General features: G+C 67.6%; 22 protein-coding genes and 1 pseudogene. 4 read left to right on the top strand and 19 right to left on the bottom strand.

All coding sequences use genetic code 11. The features are described from left to right. Positions 1 to 906 (bottom strand): 4-hydroxy-tetrahydrodipicolinate synthase, encoded by a 906-nt coding sequence (gene dapA, locus LPN03_RS03615; RefSeq protein ID WP_262453168.1) that lies wholly within the window; start codon positions 904 to 906, stop codon positions 1 to 3. Between the two features lie 91 nt (positions 907 to 997). On the opposite strand from dapA, the gene LPN03_RS03610 reads away from it, so the two are divergent. After that, entirely contained in the window at positions 998 to 1,849 is an 852-nt protein-coding gene (locus LPN03_RS03610; protein WP_262453167.1) for an SGNH/GDSL hydrolase family protein, read from the top strand. Here the strand turns inward: LPN03_RS03610 and LPN03_RS03605 are convergent. The 8 genes and pseudogenes from LPN03_RS03605 to LPN03_RS03570 all read right to left on the bottom strand — a co-directional run bounded on the left by LPN03_RS03605 (position 1,846) and on the right by LPN03_RS03570 (position 8,471). Then, on the bottom strand, positions 1,846 to 2,634 hold the full coding sequence (locus LPN03_RS03605; RefSeq protein ID WP_262453166.1) for an alpha/beta fold hydrolase: 789 nt from the start codon (positions 2,632 to 2,634) through the stop codon (positions 1,846 to 1,848). The two genes, LPN03_RS03610 and LPN03_RS03605, sit on opposite strands and share 4 nt — an antisense overlap. A gap of 97 nt (positions 2,635 to 2,731) precedes the next feature. Beyond that, positions 2,732 to 3,193, bottom strand: a complete 462-nt coding sequence (locus LPN03_RS03600; protein ID WP_262453165.1) for a hypothetical protein — start codon at positions 3,191 to 3,193, stop codon at positions 2,732 to 2,734. Positions 3,194 to 3,197: 4 nt separating this feature from the next. Continuing rightward, positions 3,198 to 3,950 (bottom strand): 4-hydroxy-tetrahydrodipicolinate reductase, encoded by a 753-nt coding sequence (dapB, locus tag LPN03_RS03595; RefSeq protein ID WP_262453164.1) that lies wholly within the window; start codon positions 3,948 to 3,950, stop codon positions 3,198 to 3,200. A 94-nt stretch (positions 3,951 to 4,044) separates the two neighbouring features. Further along, positions 4,045 to 4,491 (bottom strand): annotated as a pseudogene (locus LPN03_RS03590) (molybdenum cofactor biosynthesis protein MoaE); the annotation flags it as partial. Further along, on the bottom strand, positions 4,481 to 4,981 hold the full coding sequence (locus tag LPN03_RS03585) for a molybdenum cofactor biosynthesis protein B (RefSeq protein ID WP_262453163.1): 501 nt from the start codon (positions 4,979 to 4,981) through the stop codon (positions 4,481 to 4,483). The gene LPN03_RS03585 and the pseudogene LPN03_RS03590, both read right to left, overlap by 11 nt. Next, a complete protein-coding gene (gene moaC, locus LPN03_RS03580; RefSeq protein WP_262453162.1) occupies positions 4,978 to 5,544 on the bottom strand; it encodes a cyclic pyranopterin monophosphate synthase MoaC in 567 nt (188 codons plus the stop codon). The genes LPN03_RS03585 and moaC overlap by 4 nt, the downstream gene beginning before the upstream one ends. After that, positions 5,532 to 6,830, bottom strand: a complete 1,299-nt coding sequence (gene glp, locus LPN03_RS03575) for a gephyrin-like molybdotransferase Glp (protein ID WP_262453161.1) — start codon at positions 6,828 to 6,830, stop codon at positions 5,532 to 5,534. Before glp ends, moaC begins: the two co-directional genes overlap by 13 nt. Before the next feature lie 84 nt (positions 6,831 to 6,914). Continuing rightward, positions 6,915 to 8,471 (bottom strand): molybdopterin-dependent oxidoreductase, encoded by a 1,557-nt coding sequence (locus LPN03_RS03570; protein WP_262453160.1) that lies wholly within the window; start codon positions 8,469 to 8,471, stop codon positions 6,915 to 6,917. A gap of 170 nt (positions 8,472 to 8,641) precedes the next feature. On the opposite strand from LPN03_RS03570, the gene moaA reads away from it, so the two are divergent. Together moaA and LPN03_RS03560 are read left to right on the top strand one after the other, a co-directional pair. After that, on the top strand, positions 8,642 to 9,739 hold the full coding sequence (gene moaA, locus LPN03_RS03565; RefSeq protein ID WP_410468554.1) for a GTP 3',8-cyclase MoaA: 1,098 nt from the start codon (positions 8,642 to 8,644) through the stop codon (positions 9,737 to 9,739). A gap of 2 nt (positions 9,740 to 9,741) precedes the next feature. Further along, a complete protein-coding gene (locus LPN03_RS03560; RefSeq protein ID WP_262453158.1) occupies positions 9,742 to 10,017 on the top strand; it encodes a MoaD/ThiS family protein in 276 nt (91 codons plus the stop codon). Between the two features lie 233 nt (positions 10,018 to 10,250). Here the strand turns inward: LPN03_RS03560 and LPN03_RS03555 are convergent, their stop codons facing one another. The 8 genes from LPN03_RS03555 to truB all read right to left on the bottom strand — a co-directional run bounded on the left by LPN03_RS03555 (position 10,251) and on the right by truB (position 18,685). After that, complete coding sequence (locus tag LPN03_RS03555; protein ID WP_262453157.1) at positions 10,251 to 11,609, bottom strand: M16 family metallopeptidase; 1,359 nt, start codon at positions 11,607 to 11,609, stop codon at positions 10,251 to 10,253. A 3-nt stretch (positions 11,610 to 11,612) separates the two neighbouring features. Further along, positions 11,613 to 13,850, bottom strand: a complete 2,238-nt coding sequence (locus LPN03_RS03550) for a polyribonucleotide nucleotidyltransferase (protein ID WP_262453156.1) — start codon at positions 13,848 to 13,850, stop codon at positions 11,613 to 11,615. Between the two features lie 318 nt (positions 13,851 to 14,168). Next, positions 14,169 to 14,438: a 30S ribosomal protein S15 gene (gene rpsO / locus LPN03_RS03545; RefSeq protein ID WP_165180022.1), complete on the bottom strand. Its 270-nt coding sequence runs from the start codon at positions 14,436 to 14,438 to the stop codon at positions 14,169 to 14,171. 172 nt (positions 14,439 to 14,610) lie between these two features. After that, positions 14,611 to 15,564, bottom strand: a complete 954-nt coding sequence (locus tag LPN03_RS03540) for a bifunctional riboflavin kinase/FAD synthetase (RefSeq protein ID WP_262453155.1) — start codon at positions 15,562 to 15,564, stop codon at positions 14,611 to 14,613. Between the two features lie 58 nt (positions 15,565 to 15,622). Beyond that, entirely contained in the window at positions 15,623 to 16,888 is a 1,266-nt protein-coding gene (locus tag LPN03_RS03535) for a GNAT family N-acetyltransferase (RefSeq protein WP_262453154.1), read from the bottom strand. Further along, the gene (locus LPN03_RS03530; protein WP_165180024.1) at positions 16,888 to 17,322 is read right to left on the bottom strand and encodes a hypothetical protein; all 435 of its coding nucleotides are present in this window, start codon (positions 17,320 to 17,322) and stop codon (positions 16,888 to 16,890) included. Before LPN03_RS03530 ends, LPN03_RS03535 begins: the two co-directional genes overlap by 1 nt. Before the next feature lie 32 nt (positions 17,323 to 17,354). After that, a complete protein-coding gene (locus tag LPN03_RS03525) occupies positions 17,355 to 17,732 on the bottom strand; it encodes a hypothetical protein (RefSeq protein WP_262453153.1) in 378 nt (125 codons plus the stop codon). After that, positions 17,729 to 18,685: a tRNA pseudouridine(55) synthase TruB gene (gene truB, locus LPN03_RS03520; RefSeq protein WP_262453152.1), complete on the bottom strand. Its 957-nt coding sequence runs from the start codon at positions 18,683 to 18,685 to the stop codon at positions 17,729 to 17,731. The genes LPN03_RS03525 and truB overlap by 4 nt, the downstream gene beginning before the upstream one ends. Before the next feature lie 279 nt (positions 18,686 to 18,964). Between truB and LPN03_RS03515 the strand changes: the two genes are divergently transcribed. Then, positions 18,965 to 20,071 (top strand): ScyD/ScyE family protein, encoded by a 1,107-nt coding sequence (locus LPN03_RS03515; protein ID WP_262453151.1) that lies wholly within the window; start codon positions 18,965 to 18,967, stop codon positions 20,069 to 20,071. 79 nt (positions 20,072 to 20,150) lie between these two features. Here LPN03_RS03515 and rbfA read toward each other — a convergent pair whose 3' ends face one another. Both rbfA and infB read right to left on the bottom strand, forming a co-directional pair. Further along, entirely contained in the window at positions 20,151 to 20,588 is a 438-nt protein-coding gene (gene rbfA / locus LPN03_RS03510) for a 30S ribosome-binding factor RbfA (RefSeq protein WP_165180028.1), read from the bottom strand. 81 nt (positions 20,589 to 20,669) lie between these two features. Next, the coding region (infB, locus tag LPN03_RS03505) for a translation initiation factor IF-2 (protein WP_262453150.1) at positions 20,670 to 22,828 on the bottom strand (2,159 nt) is incomplete at its 5' end.

Raw genomic sequence — 22,828 nt, 5'->3', positions numbered from 1 at the left:
TTACAAATCCATTCCAGCTTCCGCAAGGTCAGCCTTGATCATGGCGATCTCGGCCTCGCCCGGTTCCACGAGGGGAAGCCGGACCACCGAGTTGGACAGGATTCCCTGCCACTTAAGAATTTGCTTCACGGCCACCGCACCCTGCACGTGGCCCATGGTGGCGCGGATCACCGGGTCCAGCGCAAAGTGGATCTTCCGGGCCGTGGCGAAGTCCCCGGCCGCAGCCGCGTCAATGAGCGCGCGGAACTGCTGCGGGGCCACGTGGGCGCTGACGGACACCAGCCCGACGGCGCCGGCTGCCATCAGCGGCAGAGTCAGGCCGTCGTCGCCCGAGTACACGTCAAGGTCCGTGTTGGCCAGCACGCGGGAAGTGGCCGTGAAGTCGGCCTTGGCGTCCTTGAGGGCCGTGATGCGCGGGTGCCCGGCCAGCTTGATAATGGTTTCAGTTTCGATGGGAACACCGGCGCGGCCAGGGATGTCGTAGAGCATGACGGGCAGTTCGGTGGAGTCGGCGATGGCCTCGAAGTGGGCCTGGATGCCGGCCTGGCTGGGCTTGTTGTAGTACGGGGTGACGATCAGCAGGCCGTGGACGCCCAGGGCCGCCGCCCGCTGTGACAGGCTGATGGAATGCCGGGTGTCGTTGGTGCCGGTGCCGGCAATGACCCGGGCACGCCCCCCAACAGCCTCAAGGACTGCCTGGAACATGCCGAGGTTCTCTTCGTCCGTCAGGGTGGAGGTTTCGCCGGTGGTGCCGGTGACCAGGATGCCGTCGCAGCCGTCGTCGACCAGTTTGTTGGCCAGCGCCGCTGCCTGCTTGTAGTCCACTGCCCCGTCTGCGGTGAAGGGGGTGACCATGGCGGGCATGAGGGTTCCGAAGGGGCGCAGGGCTGTATCAATGACGGGCATGCATAAAACGTTACCTGCTCCGGCACCATTTCGTTCAACGCGTGCCGCACTCCGGACACCCCCCGCTCCGGCCTGCGCCTATACTTCCAGCATGGACCTGCCGCAGCTTCGCAAGGCGTCCCTGGCCGGTGCCATTGTTGCGGCCAGCGTGGCGGCAACCGTGGGTGCTCTGGCCGTGGTGTTCCGCACGGAGGGCCGCATGGCCCAGGAAGCTGTTGGCCACCGGCTTGGGGACCACGGCCCGGACGCCGACGGCGTGTATCGCGGCGATTGGGGCCGTCCGGTGCGCCTGGTGATGGCCGGGGACTCGGTGGCGGACAGCCTGGGGGCGACGACGGCGGCCGCAACCCTGGGTGCCAACCTGGCCGTGGCGCTGTCAGACCATGCACACCGGGCGGTGGAACTGCGCACGGTTGCCACGGTCGGCGCCCAGACTGCAACCCTGGACAGTCAGCTGGACACGCTGGCCGGCACTTTCAGACCGGACATCACGGTGATAATTGTGGGTGGCAACGACCTGACCAACCACGTCCCCCTGGCCGATTCCATCAAGGCGCTGAAGGACGTCGTGGCCCGGCTGCGTGCCATGGGCGGTGAGGTGGTGGTGGGCACCTGCCCCGACTTTGACACCCTGCCCTCGCTTCCGTCGCCGCTGCGCGAGGTGGGCGGCCAGCTGTCACGGCGGCTGGCCGGGGCGCAGTTCAAGGCGGCCAAGGCGGCCGGCGCCCACCCTGTGCTGCTGGGCAGGGCGGTGCGGCAAATCTTCCTGGTGGAGCCCCACGACATGTTTGCCATTGACGGCTTCCACCCCTCCAGCCTGGGCTACCGCAGGGCGGCGGGGGCGCTGGTCCCGGCCGTTGTGGCTGCGTACGGCGAGTTCGAGGCCCGCGAAGTCCAGTCGGGGCGGCTCCCCGGGCCAGCCCCGCAGGACCCCGCCGACTAACGCCCCAGGAAAGGCAGCCATTCGTCGAGGACGGGCTGGGCGGGGAACAGCGTGGTGCCGTGGTCGCGGCCCGGCAGTTCCACCACGCGGGCATCCGGCATGAGTTCCGCGGCGCGGCGGGAATCCTCCAGCCTGGCCGTGTCCCGCGTCCCTGCAAGCAGCAGCGCCGGCACACTGATCGCGGCAACACGATCCTCCGCAATGGCCGGTTCGGCCTCGGTCTGGCGGAAATAGGCCCGCAGGGCTGCGGCGTCGTTGGCCAGGAAGGCTGCCCTGGTCTGGGGGTCCAGGGGGCGGCCCATCCGCCCTTCCCAGCCGGCCACAAAGCCGGGCATCCCGCCCGAGCCGAGGGCGTCGTCGTACTCGGGGAAGAACAGCTGGCCGACGCTGCCGGGCTGGATCCGGAACGTGCCGCCCAGGGTGGTCAGCGACAGCAGCCGCTCAGGGGAGGCCACGGCGAGCGAGAATCCGACGCGGGCGCCCACGGAGTAGCCGCCAAAGTGTGCCCGGGGCGCGCCGGCGGCGTCGAGGACGGCCAGCGCGTCAGCCACCAGCACGTCCATGGCGTAGGAGCCCTGCGTGTACGGTTTGCCGCTGCGCCCGTGTCCGCGCAGGTCCATCGTTATGACGCGGTGGCGCTGGCTCAAGGCGCGGGTGTACCCGAACCCCCTCCAGATGGCCCGGCTGAGGGCGCTGCCGTGGACCAGCAGGATGGGTTCGCCCTCCCCGGTTTCATCGTAGGAAAGTTCGACGCCGTCGCGCGGGTTGAAGGTGCTGCTCGCCATGGGGTCCCCGTCCCTGGAATCTGTGTTCCAGTTGTTGCAGTATTTTCGGCCAGAAAACGGTTTCTGGATGCAATTAGTGAGACACAGATTTGGGGTGTCAGCCCGCGCGGTACATGGCGACGGCGTCGCGCATGGCCTTCCGGGCCCTCTTGCGGTCCCCAGAGGCATCATAGGCGCAGGAGAGCCGGAACCAGGAGCGCCAGTCCCCCGGCGCCATTTCGGCTTCGTCCTTGTACTTTTCAAATTCGGCATCCGCCGCGGCCCGGACGATCCGCCCGCCCGGCGTGCGGGGCAGATTGTCTTCGGGCAGCCCGCCCTCGGACTCCAGGATCCGGGCCAACTTCTCGGTGCGGGCACCGAACAGCACCTCGCTGATGAGCGCCCAGGCAGCCACGAACGGGATGAGGAAGTAGGCGGCGCCCATCAGCTTGGCCTGCCATTCGGGCGAAACAAACATCAGGGTAAAGGAACGCTGGACCATGACCACGAGGTAGAAAACCAGCAGCAGGCAGATCAGGGTGACCCAGATTTTGGTCTTGGAGATGCGCAGCTTTGGCATGGGTTCAGCCTTCGAGGTCAAGGTAGCCGTCCAGGCCCACGGTCAGGCCGGGGCGTGTGCCCACGGTGCGCACGCCCAGCAGCACGCCGGGCATGAACGAGGCATGGTTGAACGAATCGTGCCGGATGGTCAGCTGTTCGCCGGGGCTGCCCAGGAGCACCTCCTGGTGTGCCACCAGGCCTGCGAGCCGGACGCTGTGGACGGGGACGCCGTGGACGGAGGCGCCGCGCGCGCCGTCGAGCGCGGTTTCCGTGGCATCCGGGGCAGCCGGGAGGCCGGCCCGGGCTGCGGATATCAGCTGCGCCGTGCGCAAGGCCGTGCCCGACGGCGCATCCACCTTGCGCGGATGGTGCAGCTCGATGATCTCCACGGAGTCAAAGTACTTTGCTGCCTGGGCGGCAAAGTGGGTTGCCAGCACGGAGCCCAGGGCAAAGTTCGGGGCGATGAGCACGCCCGTTGCGGGGTGCTTGGCCAACAGCGCCTTCAGTGCGGCCAGGCGGCCGGCGTCCCAGCCGGTGGTGCCCACCACGGCGTGGATGCCGTGTTCCACGGCAAAGCGGACGTTGGCTTCCGTCGAGCCGGGGACTGTCAGGTCAACGACCACCTCGGCCCCGGCGTCAACCAGCGTGTCCAGGGGGTCGGTCCGGCCCAGGGCTGCCACCAGCTCCATGTCCGCGGCGGCACCGAGCGCCTCCACGGCCGCCGTTCCCATTCGTCCCTTGGCGCCCAGCACGGCCACTTTCAGCAATTCACTCATGCGTTCAACTTTACTGGCTTTCGGGTGCGTGTTTCTCCGGCTGCCCGGCCGGTGCGGCAGACGTGGCAGGCGCGTCAGGCGCAGCGCCGGGCAGGGCGCCGGCGCCCACCCACTCAACGGTGCCGTCGGCGTAGAACTGTTCCTTCCAGATCGGCACCTCGGCCTTGACCCGCTCCACCAGGGCCGAGCACAGCTCAAAGGCCTCGGCCCGGTGCGAGGAGGCCACGGCGCACACCAGTGCGGGTTCGCCAATCCCCAGCGGCCCCACGCGGTGGGCCACCCAGATCCGCACGGGATGGCCGTCAGGATCGGCCGCCCCTTCCACGAGGGACGCCACCAGTTCGCGCAGCACGCTTTTGGCGAGGGGGTGGGCGCTGTAAGCCAGCCGCAGCACGTCCTTGCCGCCGTCGTGGTTGCGGACCACGCCGCTGAAGCTGACCACGGCCCCGGCTGTGTCTGATTCCACAGCCGCAATCGCCCTGTCCACGGAAATGGGTTCGGCGCTCAATCCGGCGTAAACAACCTGCGCATTAATGCCCATGGCCGCCGCCTATTTGTTCGCAAATGTGCCCAATGATCGGGGACAGCACTGCCAGCCCGTCCATGACGCCCTTGGGCGAGCCGGGCAGGTTGACGATCAGCGTGCGCCCGGCCGTGCCGGCATGCCCGCGGCTCAGGGCGGCCATCGGGGTCTTGGCCAGTCCGGCCGCCCGGATGGCCTCCATGATGCCGGGCACCTCCCGCTCCAGCAGCGGCAGGGTCATCTCCGGCGTCTGGTCGGTGGGACTGAGTCCGGTGCCGCCGCTGGTCAGTACGACGGCGGGGCCCTGCGTGAGCAGTGCCCGCAGCGCCGCGCCCACGGGAGGGCCGTCCGGTACCACAATCGGTTCCGAGACCTCGAAGCCGTGCTCTCGGAGCCAGTCAACGATGACGGGGCCGGTCTTGTCCCCATACACGCCCAAGGCTGCCCGGGTGGAGGCAATCACCACGCCCGCCGTGCCTGGCCCGGTGCCGGGTTCGCAGGCAGTCATGCCCGCACGTCCGGACCGGCCAGGGGCCCCGGGTGGCTTCCGGCCAAGGGGCCGGTTTCGCCCGCGGCACCGGCCACGGACCAGTCCCCGCTTTTGCCGCCGCTCTTGGCCAGGACCTGGATGCCGGAAATGACGGCGTGCTTGTCCACGGCCTTGACCATGTCGTACACGCTCAGGGCGGCAACGGACACGGCGGTCAGGGCTTCCATTTCGACGCCGGTGACGCCGCGCGTCTTGACCGTTGCCGACACAGTCACGGCGGAGGCTCCAAGGACAAAATCCACTGTGACCTTGGAGATGGGCAGCGGGTGGCACAGGGGAATAAGTTCAGAAGTCTTTTTGGCGCCCATGATGCCGGCCACCCGCGCCACGGCCAGGGCGTCGCCCTTGGGCAGACGGCCGGCGCCCAGCAGTTCCATGACCTGCGTGGTGGTGTGGACGGTGCCGGTTGCCGTGGCCTCGCGCACGGTGACCGGCTTGGCGGACACGTCCACCATCTGGGCCGTGCCGTCGCTTCGCAGGTGGGTCAATTCCGGGGTCTGGGATTCATTCACAACAGCCATACTTCCACTTTTGCACCGGCGTGTAGTTCCGTGACACCGGCAGGCACCTGGATGAGCGCGTTTGCCTGGGCGAGGGCACCCAGCAGGTGGGAGGACGGCCCGCCAACCTCGCGGACGGACGCGGCGGACTCGAATTCCGGTCCCTCGTAAATGCCGCGCCGCACCTGGTGCTTTCCCGCGGGCGAGGACATCGGGTGGGCCAGGGTGGCCAGCACGCGGCGGCGCAGCACGGGCGCTCCCAGCAGTTCGCTGAGCACGGGGCGCAGGAACAGTTCAAAGGACACCACGCCACTGACCGGATTGCCGGGAAAACCAAGGAACGGCACGCCCTTGTAGCTGCCGATGGCCTGCGGTCCACCGGGCTGGAGCGCCAGCTGGACAAATTCGACGTCGAATCCGTCCAGGGCTTGTTTCACCACTTCGAAGGCGCCCGCGCTGATGCCGCCGGTCGACAGGATCAGGTCGACCCGGTCGCGCCGTGACTCGCCGCCCGGTTCCACGAACTGGTCCAGGGCCTCCAGCAGCGCGTGCGGCTTGTCCTCCACCACGGGGGCCAGGACCACCTCCACGCCCGCCTCGAGCAGCTTGGCCCGCAGCAGCGCCATGTTGGCGTCAAAGATTTTGCCTGCCGGCAGCCCGCCGGCGGCACGGGGGTCACCGGGCAGCAGCACCTCATCCCCCGTGGTCACCAGCAGCACGCGCATCCGCCGGCGCACCACCAGCCCCGTGCAGCCCAGCGCCGACGCAAGCCCCAGGTGGGCGGCGTTCAGCAACGTCCCCGCCGGGATGGCCACGCTGCCGGCGGGCAGGTCGCTGCCCTGCTGCCGGACAAAGGCGCCGGGCACCGTGGCCGGCAGCCCAACCTTTTCCCCCGGTCCCGGGAAGCGGGCGGGCACCGCCTGTTCCACGGGCACGACGGCGTTGGCCCCCTGGGGCATCATGGCTCCCGTCATGATGGGGGCGGCCCGGCCGGGCGCGAGGCTGTCCGGCACAAAGCCTGCCGGGATGGTGGCGGCCGTTAGGTAAGTGGTTGATTTCCCGGAAACAACGTTTCCAGGTTGATCGTCGGCAGGGTCGGCCCAAATGGCAAAGCCGTCCATTTGCGAGTTGGCAAAGGGCGGCAGGTCAACCGGGGCAACCAGCTCCGCTGCCAGCACCCGCCCCAGCGACTCCATCAGCGGCACCCGGGTGCCGGCGTCGTTCTTCAGCGTGGAATCCGGGTCCAGCCAGGCTCCGGCAAGCAGCTCCCGGACGGCCTTGTGGTGTTCGGCGACAGTCCTTCTCATCAGCGTTTCCTCCCGGCCCTGCGCGTGGATGTGGTCCTCTTCCCATCCTAGGTGAGCGGCTGCGGGAAAGTGCGGCGGACCGGTTTACGCGGCCGTGAACTGCACCGTGTGGTAGCCGGTGGCCCCGTTGGGGGCGGGCGGGGCAATGTCCGCCGTCTGCACGGTTCCGGAGCCGTCAACGGCGCGGACCTTGAGCTCATGGTGCCCCGCACCGGCCACCAGCGGCGCCTTCCACTGCACCCACGTGTCCTTGTTGAGCGCCTCGGCGAGGGTGGCCGTCTGCCACGGGCCGCCGTCGAGCTGGACCTGCACGGCGGAGATGCCGCGCGTTGGGGACCACGCCACCCCGGCTGCCGTGAGTGGACCGGCTGCCGGCCGGCCCTGGTTGCGGGGCGTGTCAATGCGCGACGCCGTCTTCATGGGCCCCAGCGCGCTCCAGCCCAGGGGCGTCCAGTAGCCCTGGTCGGCCGCAAAGGTGGTCACCTTCAGCTCCGCCAGCCATTTCGTGGCGGACACATAGCCATAGAGCCCGGGGACCACCAGCCTGGCGGGGTAGCCGTGGACCAGCGGGAGCGGCGCACCGTCCATGCCCACGGCGATCATGGCGCTGCGCCCGTCCGTCATGGCCTCCAGCGGCGTGCCGGCGGTGAACCCGTCGGTGCTGGTCGACAGGACCATGTCGGCCCCCGGCTTGACGCCTGCCTCGGCCAGGAGTTCGCGGACGGGCCAGCCCAGCCAGCGGGCATTGCCCACCAACCCCCCGCCGACATCGTTGGACACGCAGCCGATGGTCACGTACATCTCAACCATGGGCTTGGCCAGCAGCTCGGCGAAAGTCATCGTGACTTCACGCTCCACCATGCCCGTCACCTTCAGGGTCCAGCTGTCCGAGTTCACCGCGGGAACCACCAGGGCCGTGTCGATCCGGTAAAAGTTGTTGGGATCGGTGACCAGTGCCGAAATGCCGGGAACGTCAAGCCGGGCACCGGCAGGGATGGGCGGGGCGGCCTTGGCCGGCAGGGGCAGGCGGACCTTGGCGCGAACATCCGCGACGGCCACGGCGGCCTGGCGGAACAGGGTCGAAGCGCCGCCGGCCAGGACAGCGATCACGGCACCGCCACCCATATACGCCAGGAAGGTGCGGCGGCTTGTTGGCCGGGCCTGGGCGGCCGGCAGGCCACCACGCCGCGGCGGCCGGGCGCCCGCTGGGCCATTGTTGAGAAAACGTCCACGCACCCAGGCCAGCAGTCCCATCGCCGCCCCGGCGGCAAGCACCGGTGCGAAGTAGGCAGGCGGCGTGGTGTCGGGCCGGCTCGCCACGGCGGCGATGCCCGCCACACCAAACAAACCCACAAGGACCAGGCCGGCGCCCCTGAACCGGCGCTCCAGCAGCCCTGCGGCGGCTGCCAGCAGCGCCATGAGCACCACCATGGTGGTCAGGAAAACCGTCTTGTCCCAGGTGCCGAACAGGTGGATGGCCCATTCCTTCGTGCCGCCGGGCAGCATTCCAATGACCACCTGGCCCACGGCGGTGACGGGCGAGTCCGACGGGCTGAGCAGCGCAGCCAGCAATTCGCCGGCCGCTACGCCCACGCCCACGCAGACCACCCCGGCCAATCCCCAGTAACGACGCAATTCCATGGCAACCTCTCCATTCGGGCCCCTGTCCGGCAGCCCGTGTCACAATTCTAGTTTTGCGTGGACCACAAAGCGCCCCAGGCGCCCAAACCGCGGCAATGGGCTAGCGTGGTGGCATGAACACGGAACGCGTTTCACTCGGCATGCCGGCCGCCCCACCCGGCGCGCCGGGCATGGTTGGAGGCCCGGCGGACGACGCTGCGCCGCGGCCCGGCGCTGCACCACGGCCCGGCGCCCCTGGATCCGGGCTCGTGGACCAATTTGGCCGCGTGGCCACGGACATGCGCCTGTCGCTGACGGACAAATGCAACCTGCGCTGCAGCTACTGCATGCCCGCCGAGGGCCTGGCCTGGCTGGCCAAGGCCAAACTGCTGACGGCGGCGGAAATCGTACGCCTGGTGGGCCTGGGCGTGGACCGGTTGGGCGTGCGCGAGCTCCGGCTGACAGGCGGGGAGCCGCTGGTCCGGGCGGACCTGGTGGAGATCATCGCAGCCCTGCGGCGCAACCACCCGTCCCTGCCCATTTCGCTGACCACCAACGGCGTGGGGCTGGCCGGAAAGGCACAGGCCCTGGCCGACGCCGGGCTGTCGCGCCTGAATGTTTCCATGGACACCCTGCACCACGACGCCTTCCTGCAGCTGACGCGCCGGCCGTTCCTGGACCAGGTCCTGGCCGGGATCGAGGCTGCCGATGCCGCGGGGCTGCGCCCCATCAAGGTCAATGCGGTGCTGTTGCGCGGCGTCAATGAGGGCCATGCCGCGGAACTGCTGGGCTGGTGCCTTGAGCGGGGCTACGAGCTGCGCTTCATTGAGCAAATGCCACTGGATGCCGATCACGGCTGGACCCGGGACGGCATGATCACCGCCGCAGAAATCAGGGAGCTCCTCGCCGCCAGCTTCGAGCTGGTCCCGGATCCGCGCGCCCGCGACGGCGCCCCGGCAGAACGCTTTGAGGTCCGTCGTCACGGCTCGCCCACGCTGTTGGGCACGGTGGGCATCATCGCCTCCGTGACGGAGCCTTTTTGCGCCGACTGCCGGCGCACCCGCATCACGGCCGAGGGGAAGGTGATGAGCTGCCTCTTTTCCAGGACGGAAGTCGACCTGCTGGCCCTGCTCCGTGCCGGTTCCTCGCCGGCCGACGACGACGCCGTTGCCGAGCGCTGGCAGGACGCCATGTGGGCGAAGCCCCGCGCCCACGGCATGGGCCACCCCGGGTTGGGCGATGCCGACTTTGTCCAGCCCGACCGCAGCATGAGTGCCATCGGAGGATGAGAATGGACGTACGATTTTTTGCCGCCGCAGCAGCCGCCACCGGCGTCGAGGAGCAGCAGGTGGATCTGGGTTTGGAGCCCGGTCCATTCACGCTCGCAGAGCTGTCAAAACTGCTGATAACCACGTTCCCGGCGTCCGCCTCCGCCAGCACGCCGCCGTTGTCCGAGCTGCTCACCCGATGCAGCTTCCTGGTCAACGAGGTCTCCCAGAGGGACCTGGCCACAGAACTTGCGCCCGGCGACATAGTGGACGTCCTCCCCCCGTTCGCGGGTGGCTAGCCGCCGGCCCGGCATTTTTCCGGCGACTATCCGACTCCTCGGCCGCGGGCGGCCTGCGGGTCTCCTTTACGTCGCCTACAAAAAATGCCGGCTCCGGCGGCCGTGGCAGGCGCGGCAACACGGGCTTCCGGAGCGGGCATGGATTTCGGAGGCCGCCCGCGGCCGAGGAAATCTTACTGCCCGCGAGGGAGTCCGCGTTGCCGGGCACCCCGCAGGCTCGACCAGCGGAGCGGCTACAGGCCGAAGGTTTCGGTTTCCTTGAAGGGGCCGACGACGGTGATCGTCCGGGGTGCTTCGGCGAGCTCGCGGGCCAGCTCCTGGACCTGGTCGGTGGTGACCGCGCGGATGCGGTCCAGGGTTTCATCGATGTCGACAAACTCGCCGGAGACCAGTTCGGCGCGGCCCAGGCGGGACATGCGGGAACCGGTGTCTTCAAGGGCCAGCACGATGCCGCCCGACATTTGGCCCAATGCCTTGGCCAGCTCGGCCTCGGTGACGCCGTCGGACGCCAGCTTTTCGAGCTCAGCCGTGAGCAGGCCGATGACCTGGCCCACCTTTTGGGGGGAGCAGCCGGCGTACATGCCGAAGTAGCCGGCGTCGGCGTAGGAGGAAGCGAAGGAGTAGGTGGAGTAGACTAGACCCCGCTTTTCGCGGATCTCCTGGAACAGGCGGGAGGACATTCCGCCGCCGAGGATGGAGTTGAGCACGCTCATGACGTAGCGGCGGGAATCGGTTGCGCTCAGCGAGGGGCAGCCCAGGATGATGTTGGCCTGTTCCACCTGCCGGTTGTGGACGTGCAACCCAGCGGTGCCGGTGATTGATGCCCGGGCGGAACTGCGCCGCGGTGCAGGGGCGACGCCGTCGTCGAGGGACCAGCCGGCCGTGCGCAGTGCGGAAAGCACGTGGGCGCAGACATCGTCGTGGTCCAGGCCACCGGCTGCCGTGATGACCAGCGTGTCAGGGCGGTAGTGCTTTTGGTAGTGGGCCCAGACGGAGTCCCGCGGCACGGCCTTGATGGCATCCGGGGTGCCGCCAATGGGGCGCCCCAGGGGGTGGCTGCCCATGACGGCGGCCACAAACTTTTCGTGGGCGACATCCGTGGGGTCATCGCTGTCCATGGCAATTTCTTCCAGGATGACGTCGCGTTCCTGCTCCAGCTCGGCCGGGTCAAGCACGGCGGAGGTGACCATGTCGGCGATGACATCGATGGCCATGGGCAGGTCGGTGTCCAGTACCCGTGCGTAGTAGCAGGTGCTTTCCTTGGCCGTGGCCGCGTTGGATTCCCCGCCCACCTCGTCAAAGGCGGAGGCGATCTCCAACGCGGTCCGGCGCAGGGTGCCCTTGAACAGCAGGTGTTCAAGGAAATGGGTCGAGCCGTGTTGGCCCTCGGTTTCATCCCGGGAGCCAACACCGACCCAAAACCCAATTGTCGCGCTTCGCTGCCCCGGCATGGACTCGGTCAGGACCCGGACACCCCCGGGGAGGACGGAGCGGCGCACGGCGGCGCCTCCGGCCTTCCCCGAGATCAGTGTGGAGTCGGGCTGTGCCGAACCGTCCGCGGCGGAAGTCAGCGGCAAAAGGGTGATTGCCATGAATTACTCAGCAGCGCCTTCGGAAACAGCCTCGTCAGCGGTTTCTTCCTCGGCAACCACCGGGGAGAGGGACAGCTTGCCGCGGTCGTCGATCTTGGTGATTTCCACCTGGATCTTCTGGCCGACGGATACCACGTCCTCGACATTGTCAACGCGCTTGCCGCCGGAGAGCTTGCGCAGTTCCGAGATGTGCAGCAGTCCGTCCTTGCCGGGCGTGAGCGAGATGAACGCGCCAAACGTGGTGGTCTTGACGACGGTGCCCAGGTAGCGTTCGCCAATTTCGGGAACCTGCGGGTTCGCGATGGCGTTGATCGCTGAACGTGCGGCCTCGGCAGAGGGTCCGTTCGTTGCACCGATGTAGACCGTGCCGTCATCTTCGATGGAGATGTCGGCGCCGGTGTCTTCCTGGATCTGGTTGATCATCTTGCCCTTGGGCCCAATGACCTCGCCGATCTTGTCAACGGGGATCTTGACCGCGATGACGCGGGGCGCGAACTCGGAGAGCTCGTCCGGGACGTCAATGGCGGCGTTGAGCACGCTGAGGATGTGGAGGCGGGCTTCGCGGGCCTGCTTCAGGGCGGCGGCCAGGACCGACGCCGGAATGCCGTCGAGCTTCGTGTCCAGCTGGATGGCCGTGACGAACTCGGACGTACCGGCAACCTTGAAGTCCATGTCGCCGAAAGCATCTTCGGCGCCCAGGATGTCCGTCAGTGCGGCGTAGCGGGTCTGGCCGTCAACCTGGTCGGAGACCAGGCCCATGGCGATGCCGGCAACGGGGGCCTTCAGGGGCACACCGGCATTGAGCAGCGACAGGGTCGATGCACAAACGGAGCCCATGGACGTTGAGCCGTTGGAGCCCAGCGCCTCGGAGACCTGGCGGATGGCGTAGGGGAACTCCTCGCGGGACGGCAGCACGGGCACCAGGGCGCGCTCAGCCAAGGCACCGTGACCGATTTCGCGGCGCTTGGGTGAGCCCACGCGGCCGGTTTCACCGGTGGAGTACGGCGGGAAGTTGTAGTTGTGCATGTAGCGCTTGCGCGTCACAGGCGAGAGCGAGTCAATCTGCTGCTCCATCTTGAGCATGTTCAAGGTGGTGACACCCATGATCTGGGTTTCGCCGCGTTCGAAGATGGCGGAGCCATGCACGCGGGGCAGTACCTCAACCTCGGCCGTGAGCTGGCGGATGTCCGTCAGGCCGCGGCCGTCGATGCGGATCTGCTCGGTGAGGATGCGCTGGCGGATGACGTGCTTGGTGACGGCGCGGAAGGCTGCGGAGAGTTCCTTCTCGCGGCCTTCGAAGGCCCCGGCCAGGGCGGCAACCGTCTCGTCCTTCAAGGCGTCGGAGGCGGCGTCGCGCTCCTGCTTGTCGGCGATGGAGAACACTGCGGCGAGCTTCTCGGCGGACGCTGCGCTGACGGCGTCGTATGCGTCGTCCTCGTAGTCCAGGAAGACGGGGAATTCAACCGTGGGCTTGGCAGCGCGGGCGGCCAGGTCGGCCTGGGCGTCGCATAGGGCCTTGATGAAGGGCTTTGCAGCCTCGAGGCCCTCGGCCACGACCTCCTCGGTGGGGGCCTGGTGGCCCTCTTCCTTGATGAGGTTCCAGGAGTTGTCCGTGGCTTCGGCTTCCACCATCATGATGGCAACGTCGTCGCCGGCAATGCGGCCGGCCACCACCATGTTGAACACTGCATTCTGCAATTCGGAGTGCTTCGGGAAGGCAACCCACTGGGGGCCGTTTCCGTCTTCAACCAGGGCCACGCGCACGCCGCCGATCGGGCCGGAGAACGGCAGGCCGGACAGCTGGGTGGACATCGAGGAGGCGTTGATCGCAACCACGTCGTAAAGCACGTCCGGGTTGATCGCCAGGATGGTGACCACAATCTGGACCTCGTTGCGCAGGCCCTTCTTGAAGGCGGGGCGCAGGGGGCGGTCCATGAGGCGGCAGGCCAGGATGGCGTCCGTGGACGGGCGGCCTTCGCGGCGGAAGAAGCTGCCGGGGATGCGGCCGGCGGCGTACATGCGCTCTTCCACATCGACTGTCAGCGGGAAGAAGTCAAAGCCTTCACGCGGGTGCTTGCCGGCCGTGGTGGCGGACAGCATGACGGTGTCTTCGTCGATGTAGACCATCGCGGAGCCCGCTGCCTGCTGGGCAAGGCGGCCGGTCTCAAAGCGGACCACGCGCTTGCCAAAGCGGCCGTTGTCAATGACGGCCTCTGCGTACTGAATCTCGGGACCCTCCATAGAGAGTCACCTCCATTTCCTTGTAGGTGTTCAAATACCCCTGCTCCAAGGAACTTGGCGGACCATCAGCCCAGGCTCCCACCGAAATTGCTGGTGGGCCTGTACAGCACCCGGTCTTCGATCGAGGCCCACGGGCTCCGGCTGCGAGGCCGTTCCCGGAGACCACTACCGAGGACCGCGAATGCGCGATGGCGGCAAGTCGCTTGGCTCAAGTGGTGCGCCGGGCGCGGACGCGCACCGGCACAAGGCACTGCTGCCTTGGGTCATTGCTGTGAAAGGCGGCCTCCCCCGGCTGGGAGAGACCGCCTCACGGTCATGCTAGCGGCGCAGGCCGAGACGCTCGATGAGCGTACGGTAGCGCGTGATGTCGGTGTCCTTCAGGTAGCTGAGCAGGCGACGACGGCGACCAACCAGGGCCATCAGGCCGCGGCGGGTGTGGTGGTCGTGCTTGTGCATCTTCAAGTGCTCAGTCAGGTCCGAGATGCGTCGTGAGAGCATCGCGATCTGAACCTCAGGCGAACCAGTGTCACCTTCGCTGGTTGCATATGCCTGCATGATTTCTTGCTTTACAGCGGCTTCAAGTGCCACAGGTAACTCCTCATAGGTGCCGTGAACGTGGTGGAACCACATCTGGACCCGCCGGCACGCCGGCAGTCCCCAAACACAGTTGAATCCAGCCACCACGGACTGCAGCCGGACCCGTCCCCCAGTTTACGGCAGGAGGGCGCGTTAAGTCGAAGCGGCGCATGTGGGGTGCGCCTCAGCGCGGCGCCGGGGCCAGGATGTCCCGCGCCTCCGCGACGTCGTGGTGCATCTGTTCGATGAGCGCCTCCGGCCCGGTGTAGGCCACCATGCCGCGCAGCCGCTTCACGAACGCCACCACCACATGCTGCCCGTAGAGGTCGAACGCCTCAACGGGCTCCTCGGGGCGGTCGATGACAAATGCCTCCACCTGCCTGCTGACGCCGGCAAAGGTGGGGTTGGAGCCCACCGACACGGCGGCCGGCCACAATTTGCCGTGTTCATCCGTGAGCCAGCCGGCATAAATGCCGTCGGCCGGGATGATCCCGCAGGCGTCGGGGGAAAGGTTGGCCGTGGGGAATCCCAGGACCCTGCCGCGGGCCGCCCCGTGCACCACTTCCCCGCTCATGCTGTGCCAGCGCCCCAAAACCTGCGCGGCCGTGTCAACGTCCCCCTTTTCCAGGACCTCGCGCACCCAGGTCGAGGACCAGCGCCTGTCGTGGCCTTCATCGTCCACCACGACGACGTCGAACCCCAGTTGGGCGCCCAGCCCCACCATGGTTGCCAGGTCCCCGGTGTTGCCCTTGCCGAAGCGGACGTCATGGCCCACCACCACCGTGCAGGCACCGAGGGTGTCGACGAAGACGCTGCGGACAAATTCCTCCGGCGTCTGCTGGGCGAATTCCAGCGTGTAGGGCACCACCAGGACGCCGTCCAGGCCCAGCTGCTCCATGGCGGCCAGCTTGTCCGCCAGCCCCATGATCTGGGCGGGGGCCGTCTCCGGCCGGTGCACCCTGGCGGGGTGCGGGTCAAAGGTCAGGGCCACGGCCAGGGCACCGCGCTCACGCGCCACTGCCTTGACCTGCTCCAGCACCTCCTGGTGCCCCCGGTGCAGCCCGTCGAAGTTGCCCAGGGTGACCACGCAGGGCCCAAAACCGCGCGGAACCTGCTCCAGGGAGTTCCAAATGTGCACTGCTGTTCCTTCGCCCATTCCGTACATGACCTGCTTCCCGGCGGAAGCACTTCCTAGGTTATCGCGTCAGCGGGTCCGGGCCCGTCCACGGTTCCTGCGGCGTGCGCGGGTCCCCTGCCGCCAGGGACAGCGTCCACCGGTCCCCCGGCGTGCCACGGTCGTTGTAGCCGCCGCGAACTTCCGCTTCGAGGCGGAAGCCAAGTTTCCACGCGAGCTTCCGACTTCCCCAGTTCGGCACCAGGGCGTGCCAGTGCAGGTAGCCCAGGTTCAGCTGGTCGAAGGCATAGCCGGCCAGCAGCCGGACAGCTTGCTCCGCCGCGCCGGTGCCGCGGGCGTGTGTGCCCATCAGAATGCCGATGGAAGCCGTGCCCGGATCGTTGCACTGCAGGTCCACGGTGCCGTAAAACTCATCGCTTTCCGCGCTGGCAACGGCGAAGGTGAGCACCTTGCCGCTGCGCCAGCCGTCCGGGGTGATGGTTCCGATGAAGTGCGCGGCGTGCGCGCTGGTGTAACCCAGCGGCACGGTGGTCCAGCGGACGGCGTCAGGGTCGGTGCAGTTCTCCACCAGTTGCGGGGCGTCGCGGTCGGCCAGCGCGCGCAGCACCACGGAACCGTCCGAAAGGCGCGGCACCACGGGCTCAAGCTCCAGCCCCCGAACCGGCAGCCCCGCCTCGCCCGGGTCCGCATGAGACCGGCCAGCGTCAGACCGGCCCGCACCAGAGGGGCCCCCGAGCCACTGCGCCGCCGTCAGCACGAACACCCAGCCTGCGGCGATGCCGCCGTCCACGTGGCCGTAGCCCGGGATCTCAGCGGCCAGCACAAAACCGCACCGTTCTGCAAGCCGCCGGCTGGGGAGGTTTCCCACCGTGGCGCGCCAATGCAGGGCGTCCAGCCCCAGGGTGCCAAAGGCATATCCGCACAGCAGGCGGATGGCCCGGGCCGCACTCCCCTGCCCTCGCCCGGCGGGCAGCATCTTGATCCCCACGGAAGCCGAGCCACCGCTGGCCGTGCGGAGCACATCGTGGACACTGACCGTGCCAACCACGGCCGCATTTCCGTCCACCAGTTCCTCCACGGCAAACCGCAGGGAGCGCCCGTCGTCCCACCCCGTGTCGATGTGGTCCCGAATGGCAACGGCCGCCGATTCGGCGGTCATGGACGGGTCTGAACCAGCCCACTGTACGTTCAGCGGATCCCGGTGAATCGCCGCGTAGGCGGCGGCGTCGGCCGCACTGAACCGGCGCAGCACGGTGGCGCCGTCGCTGAGCCGGGGACCCGGCGTCGTGATTTCAGGGCGGGCAGCTTCCATGGCTGGGGCGGCCATCAGCGGGACGCCGCGGCGCGGTGCCGGTACAGCCACCACAGCCCGATCAGCGGCAGGACCAGGGGCACATAGCCGTAGCCCTGCCCGAACATGCTCCAGACCGTGGCGTGCGGGAAGGCCTTGGCGTCAAGAAGGCTCAGGACGCCAACCACCAGCACGCCGAGCAGTTCAATGCAGATGGCGGCGGTCGCGGCCACGGCCCATTTGTGGCCCGGCTTGGCCAGGGAAATGGTGGCGGCGATGTACACGACGGCGGCAAAGGCGGAGAGCAGGTAGGCAACGGGGGCGTCGCCAAATTGCGTGGCGATCTGGTAACCGGCGCGGGCGCTGGCGGAGATGGCGAAAACGCCGTAAACGGTGATCAGGAGCCGGCCGGCGCCCGTGGTGCGGGAGGGCACCACGTCATCGGCGGGCGTGGAGGGGGTGTTCTTCATGGTCCAATTCCGGGTAGTTTGTGTTGAAAGTGCTAGGCGGGCGTGCTGATGCCGTACCAAATCTGGGCCATGCGGGCCATCATGACCACCACGGTGACGCCGACGGCGCCCATGACGTAGTTGGACCAGAACGTCCGCTCCATCATGGCCCAGTAAAACCCGCCGACGGGCAGGGCCGCCGCCGTGGCGATGTACCCCCAAAACTCCCACGGCTGGCCGGCAATGTGCCCGCCGTTCGCGAGGCGCACCACGGAGGCCGCGGCGTAGGCCAGAATGAAAAGTTCGACGGCGGCCAGCGCCAGCAGGGTGATGTCGTTGGGTTTCTTCTTCATCACCGCAGCGACGGCGCAGGTGATGGTTGAGGCGAGCCCGATGATGGCTCCTGCAATGAACCATCCGTCAATGGTCATCGGCCGCCCTCCCCGGGGGCAGCGGCCGTGGCACCGGGGTTGCTCCCCTTGGGTGCCGGGTCAGGCGGGAACACGAGCACGGGCTTGGCGTACTTTCCGGCGTCGGCGAGGAGGGCCACCAGGGCGCCGTCCGGCGCAAAGGCCGCGGCAGGCTTGTCGGCCGTGTGGCCCCCGTCCGCGCTGGCAGCGATGCGGCGGCCAAAGGACAGCTCCACGGCTTCAGCAGCCGTCAGCTCACGGACGGGCATCAGGGCGCGGGCGGCCTCGGCGATGTCAAGCATTTCCAGGTTTTCGGCCAGCGCTTCCAGGGTGCGTGCCTGCGCCAGCGTGTACGGCCCCACGCTGGTGCGGCGCAGGGCCGTCAGGTGTCCGCCAACGCCCAGCCCGGCCCCGAGGTCGCGGGCCAGCGCACGGATGTAGGTGCCGGAGGAGCACACCACGGTGACGTCAACGTCCAATTGCTCCACCCCGGCCCCTTCGATGCGGCGCATGCCGTGGATGTCAAAGGAATGGATCGTGACAGGGCGGGCGGCAAGCTGGACGTCTTCGCCGGCACGGACACGCGCGTAGGCCCGTTCACCGTTGACCTTGATGGCGCTGACGCTGCTGGGCACCTGGCTGATGGGGCCGGTGAGCAGGGCCACCCCTGCCCGGACGGCCTCTTCCGTGACAGCCGCCGTGGTGGCGGTGTGGGTGATCTCACCTTCGGCGTCGTCGGTTATGGACGTGGCGCCGAGCCTGATGGTCGCGTCGTAGCTTTTGGATGTTCCCACAATGTAGGTGAGCAAACGGGTGGCCTTGTTGACGCCCACCACCAAAACCCCCGTCGCCATGGGGTCCAGCGTGCCGGCATGGCCCACTTTTCGGGTCCCTGCAAGCCTTCGCATTCGGCCCACCACGTCATGGCTGGTCCATCCCTGCGGTTTGTCAACGATTACCAGTCCGGAAAGCACGTCTTGAAGTATATCCTCACCCCGCGGCGCCCCATGGGCGCCCGTTCCCGCCGTCCGCGGCAGGCCTCACCCTTGACGGTGTGATGCATCTCTCATAGGCTGGCTGGAATTGCCGCGTCTGCGGCGATTAACTGTGGAAATCATGTACTGGGGGCGATTTCCAGTTCACCCTTTTGGGTGTCTGGTCCGTCGCTGGTGCACAAGGTGCGGTATCCAATTTCGGGCCACCTCCATTGATCGCAGCCCGTCATCACCGGGCACCGTTCCAAGGAAACCCTTATGAGAATCGCTCCCAAGGCCATCGGCGCTGCCTGCGCACTTGCCATGGCCCTCGCCCTCGCCCCAACGGCCCAAGCCGCCAATCCCGGCAACAAGCCCCAACCCGCCCCGGCCACTGAAGTTGCCGCCCATTTGATCAGCCCGCTCAAGGTCGCCTTCGGGCCGAACGGCAGCTTCCTGGTCGCCGAATCCTTTGCCGGCATGCTGACCAGCATCTCCAGCACCGGCGCAAGGACCACCCTGGTCAATGAGCCGGGGCAGGAAATTGCCGGCGTGTCCCATCTAAATGGCACCACGTACTACTTCAACAACGACATGGGATCCGGGCCGGAGCCGGGTGCCGAACTGCTCCCGGCCCGGCTCATGGCCATGGACGGCAGCGGGACCAGCCGCCAGCAGGCCGATCTGGGCGACTTCGAAGCCGCCAACAACCCTGACAGTGCCACCGTCTACGGGGTTCGTGACGCGACGGCGGAATGCCTTGCCGAGGCCCCTTGGATGGGGCCCACCCCAGGCGAGGTGTTTTCGCACCCGTATTCCTCAGCCCCCGTGGCAGGGGGCGTGTATGTGGGTGATGCCGGAGCCAATGACATCCTGTTTGTCGCCAACGACGGCATGGTCAGCCTTGTCAAGGCACTGGCACCGGAACCGGTCCTGATCGATGCCGCCGTGGTGGCGGCCGTTGCCCAGGAAATGAATATGGACGTGCCGGAGTGCATGCTCGGACACACCTACTACGCCCAGGCAGTTCCGACCGACATTGCGGTCAAGGGGCAGTGGCTGTACTACACCGTGCTGCCGGGCGTGCCGGGTGAACTCCTGGGCATTGGCAAGGTCTACCGGACCCAGCTGCAAAGCGGCGTGACACAGCTGCTGGCCGAGGGCCTGGGCGCCCCCACGGGAGTTGCCGTGGGGCAGGACAACACCGTCTACGTTGCCCATCTCATGGGCGACGGCGTCAGCACCGTCAAGAACGGCACCACCACCACGGTGCTGCCCGCGATGATGGCCTCCCACGTTGCCGTCAGCGGCAATTCCCTCGTGGCGCTGACGAACGCCCTTGATGAGATGAACGGGGGCAGCCTGGTCACGATGGGCCTGAAGTAGCAACAGCGGCCGGTCACCTGTGAACCACAGGTGACCGGCCGACGTCGTCCCTCAACTGAGGTGATTCGACAAGCGGAGATTACGCCCCGTCCGCGTCCTCTTCGTCCTTCTTGTACGGGTCGGCATCGCCGGCGAACTCGGCATTGGCGGACAGCTCGGCCAGCTTGGCGTCGCGTTCCTTGGCCACGCGGAGCAGCGCCTCAAGGTTGGAGGCATTGACGGGAACTTCATCCGCCACGAACTCCAGGGTCGGGGTCAGGCGGACGGTGATGTTCCTGCCAACCTCGGCGCGGAGCACGCCCTTGGCGCGTTCCAGGCCGGTCTTGGCCTCCGACTGGGCCGTCTCGTCGCCGAAGACGGTGTAGTAGACGGTGGCGTGCTGAAGGTCGTTGGTGACACGGGCGTCGGTGACGGTAATGCCTTCGACGCGCGGGTCCTTGACCCGGCTGCGGAGGCCCTCGGCCACCACAACCTTGATGCGCTGGGCCAGCTTGGCGGCGCGGGCTGAATCAGCCATGATGATCTCCTTTGGGGAAGCTTAATGGGAATGCAAAGCCGACCGGGCGCCCGTGAGGGGCGCCCGGCCGGCCGTGGAGCGTTAGACGCGGGGCTTCTCGCGCATCTCGAACGTCTCGATGATGTCCTCGACCTGCAGGTCGTTGAACGAGCCCAGGCCGATGCCACACTCGAAGTCGGTGCGGACTTCGGTGGCGTCATCCTTGAAGCGCTTGAGCGAGTCAACCGTGAGGTTGTCGCCAATCACCTTGCCGCCGCGAAGGACTCGGGCCTTCGTGTTGCGGCGGATGATGCCGGAGCGGACGATCGAGCCGGCAATGTTGCCGAACTTCGAGGAGCGGAACACTTCGCGGATTTCAGCGGTGCCCAGCTGGACTTCCTCGTACTCGGGCTTGAGCATGCCCTTCAGGGCCAGCTCAATGTCATCGATGGCGCCATAGATGACCGAGTAGAAGCGCATGTCGACACCCTCGCGGTCAGCCAGTTCGGCAACGCGTTCGGCCGGCTTGACGTTGAACCCGATGATGATGGCGTTGTCCACCGTGGCCAGGTTGACGTCATTCTGCGTGATGGCACCGACGCCGCGGTGGATGACGCGCAGCTGCACGCCTTCGCCGACGTCGATCTTGAGCAGCGAGTCTTCCAGGGCCTCGACGGCACCGGACACGTCACCCTTGAGGATGAGGTTGAGGGTGTCAACCTTCCCGTCGGCAACGGCCTGGTCGAAGTCTTCCAGGCTGATGCGCTTGCGTCGCTTGGCCAGGGCGGCATTGCGGTCCGCAGCTTCACGCTTTTCAGCGATCTGGCGGGCCGTGCGCTCATCTCCCGTGACAAAGAAGGTGTCACCGGCGCGGGGCACGTTGGACAAGCCCAGCACCTGGACCGGACGCGACGGGCCGGCCTCGTTGATGATGTCGCCATTCTCATCGAACATGGCACGGACGCGGCCGTGGGCGGTACCGGCAACGATCGTGTCACCGACATGCAGGGTGCCCGACTGAACCAGAACGGTGGCCACGGAACCGCGGCCCTTGTCCAGGTTCGCCTCGATGGCGATGCCGCGGGCGTCCTTGTTCGGGTTGGCGCGCATGTCCAGGGCGGCGTCGGCCGTCAGCAGCACCGCTTCGAGAAGTTCCTCGATGTTGATGCCGTTGCGTGCAGAGACGTCCACGAACATGGTGTCGCCACCGTATTCTTCGGGCACCAGGCCGTATTCGGTCAGCTGGCCGCGGATCTTCTCCGGGTTTGCCGAGTCCTTGTCAATCTTGTTGACCGCGACGACGATCGGCACGTTGGCTGCCTGGGCGTGGTTGAGCGCCTCAACAGTCTGGGGCATGACGCCGTCGTCGGCCGCAACCACCAGGATGGCGATGTCGGTGACCTTGGCACCACGGGCACGCATGGCGGTGAACGCCTCGTGGCCGGGGGTGTCAATGAAGGTGATGCGGCGTTCGTTGCCTTCGTGCTCATGCACGATCTGGTAGGCACCGATGTGCTGCGTGATGCCGCCGTGCTCGTCTGCCACGACATCCGACTTGCGGATGGCGTCCAGCAGGCGGGTTTTACCGTGGTCAACGTGGCCCATGACAGTGACGACGGGCGGGCGGACCTCGAGGTCCTCGTCGCCTTCAGCCTCAAGCTCAGCCTCAAAGTCGATGTCGAAGCTGCTGAGCAGCTCGCGCTCTTCGTCTTCGGGGGAGACAACCTGGACCTTGTAGCCAAGTTCGGCTCCCAGCAGGGCAAAGGTGTCCTCATCCAGGGACTGCGTGGCTGTGGCCATTTCGCCCAGGTGGAAGAGCACGGTCACCAGTGCTGCCGGGTTTGCCTCAATCTTGTCGGCAAAGTCCGTGATGGAGGAGCCGCGGCGCAACCGGACAACGGTGTTGCCGTCGCCGCGGGGTACGCTGACGCCGCCGAGCGATGGAGCGCTCATCTGCTCCAGTTCCTGGCGCTTGGCACGCTTCGACTTGCGCTGCTTGCCACGGCCTGCGCCGCCCTTGCCAAAGGCACCCTGGGTGCCGCCGCGGCCGCGGCCGCCCTTGCCAAAGCCTCCTCCGGCGGGAGCGCCGCCTGGTGCGGCACCCGGCGTTGCGCCGGGGGCACCCGGACGGCCCCTGCCTGCTCCGCCGGGACGGTCGTTTCCGCGGCCGGGGGCTGCGGGACGTTCGGTCCTGTTGGGCATCATGCCCGGACGGGGTGAACCGGGGCGCGGACCGCCGGCGCCGGCAGCTGCCGGACGGG

It is taken from the genome of Arthrobacter sp. A2-55, from assembly GCF_025548615.1.
Lineage (GTDB): Bacteria > Actinomycetota > Actinomycetes > Actinomycetales > Micrococcaceae > Specibacter > Specibacter silviterrae.
Note: the sequence above shows the minus strand (reverse complement) of the source record. Positions and strands in the feature narration are given on the sequence as shown.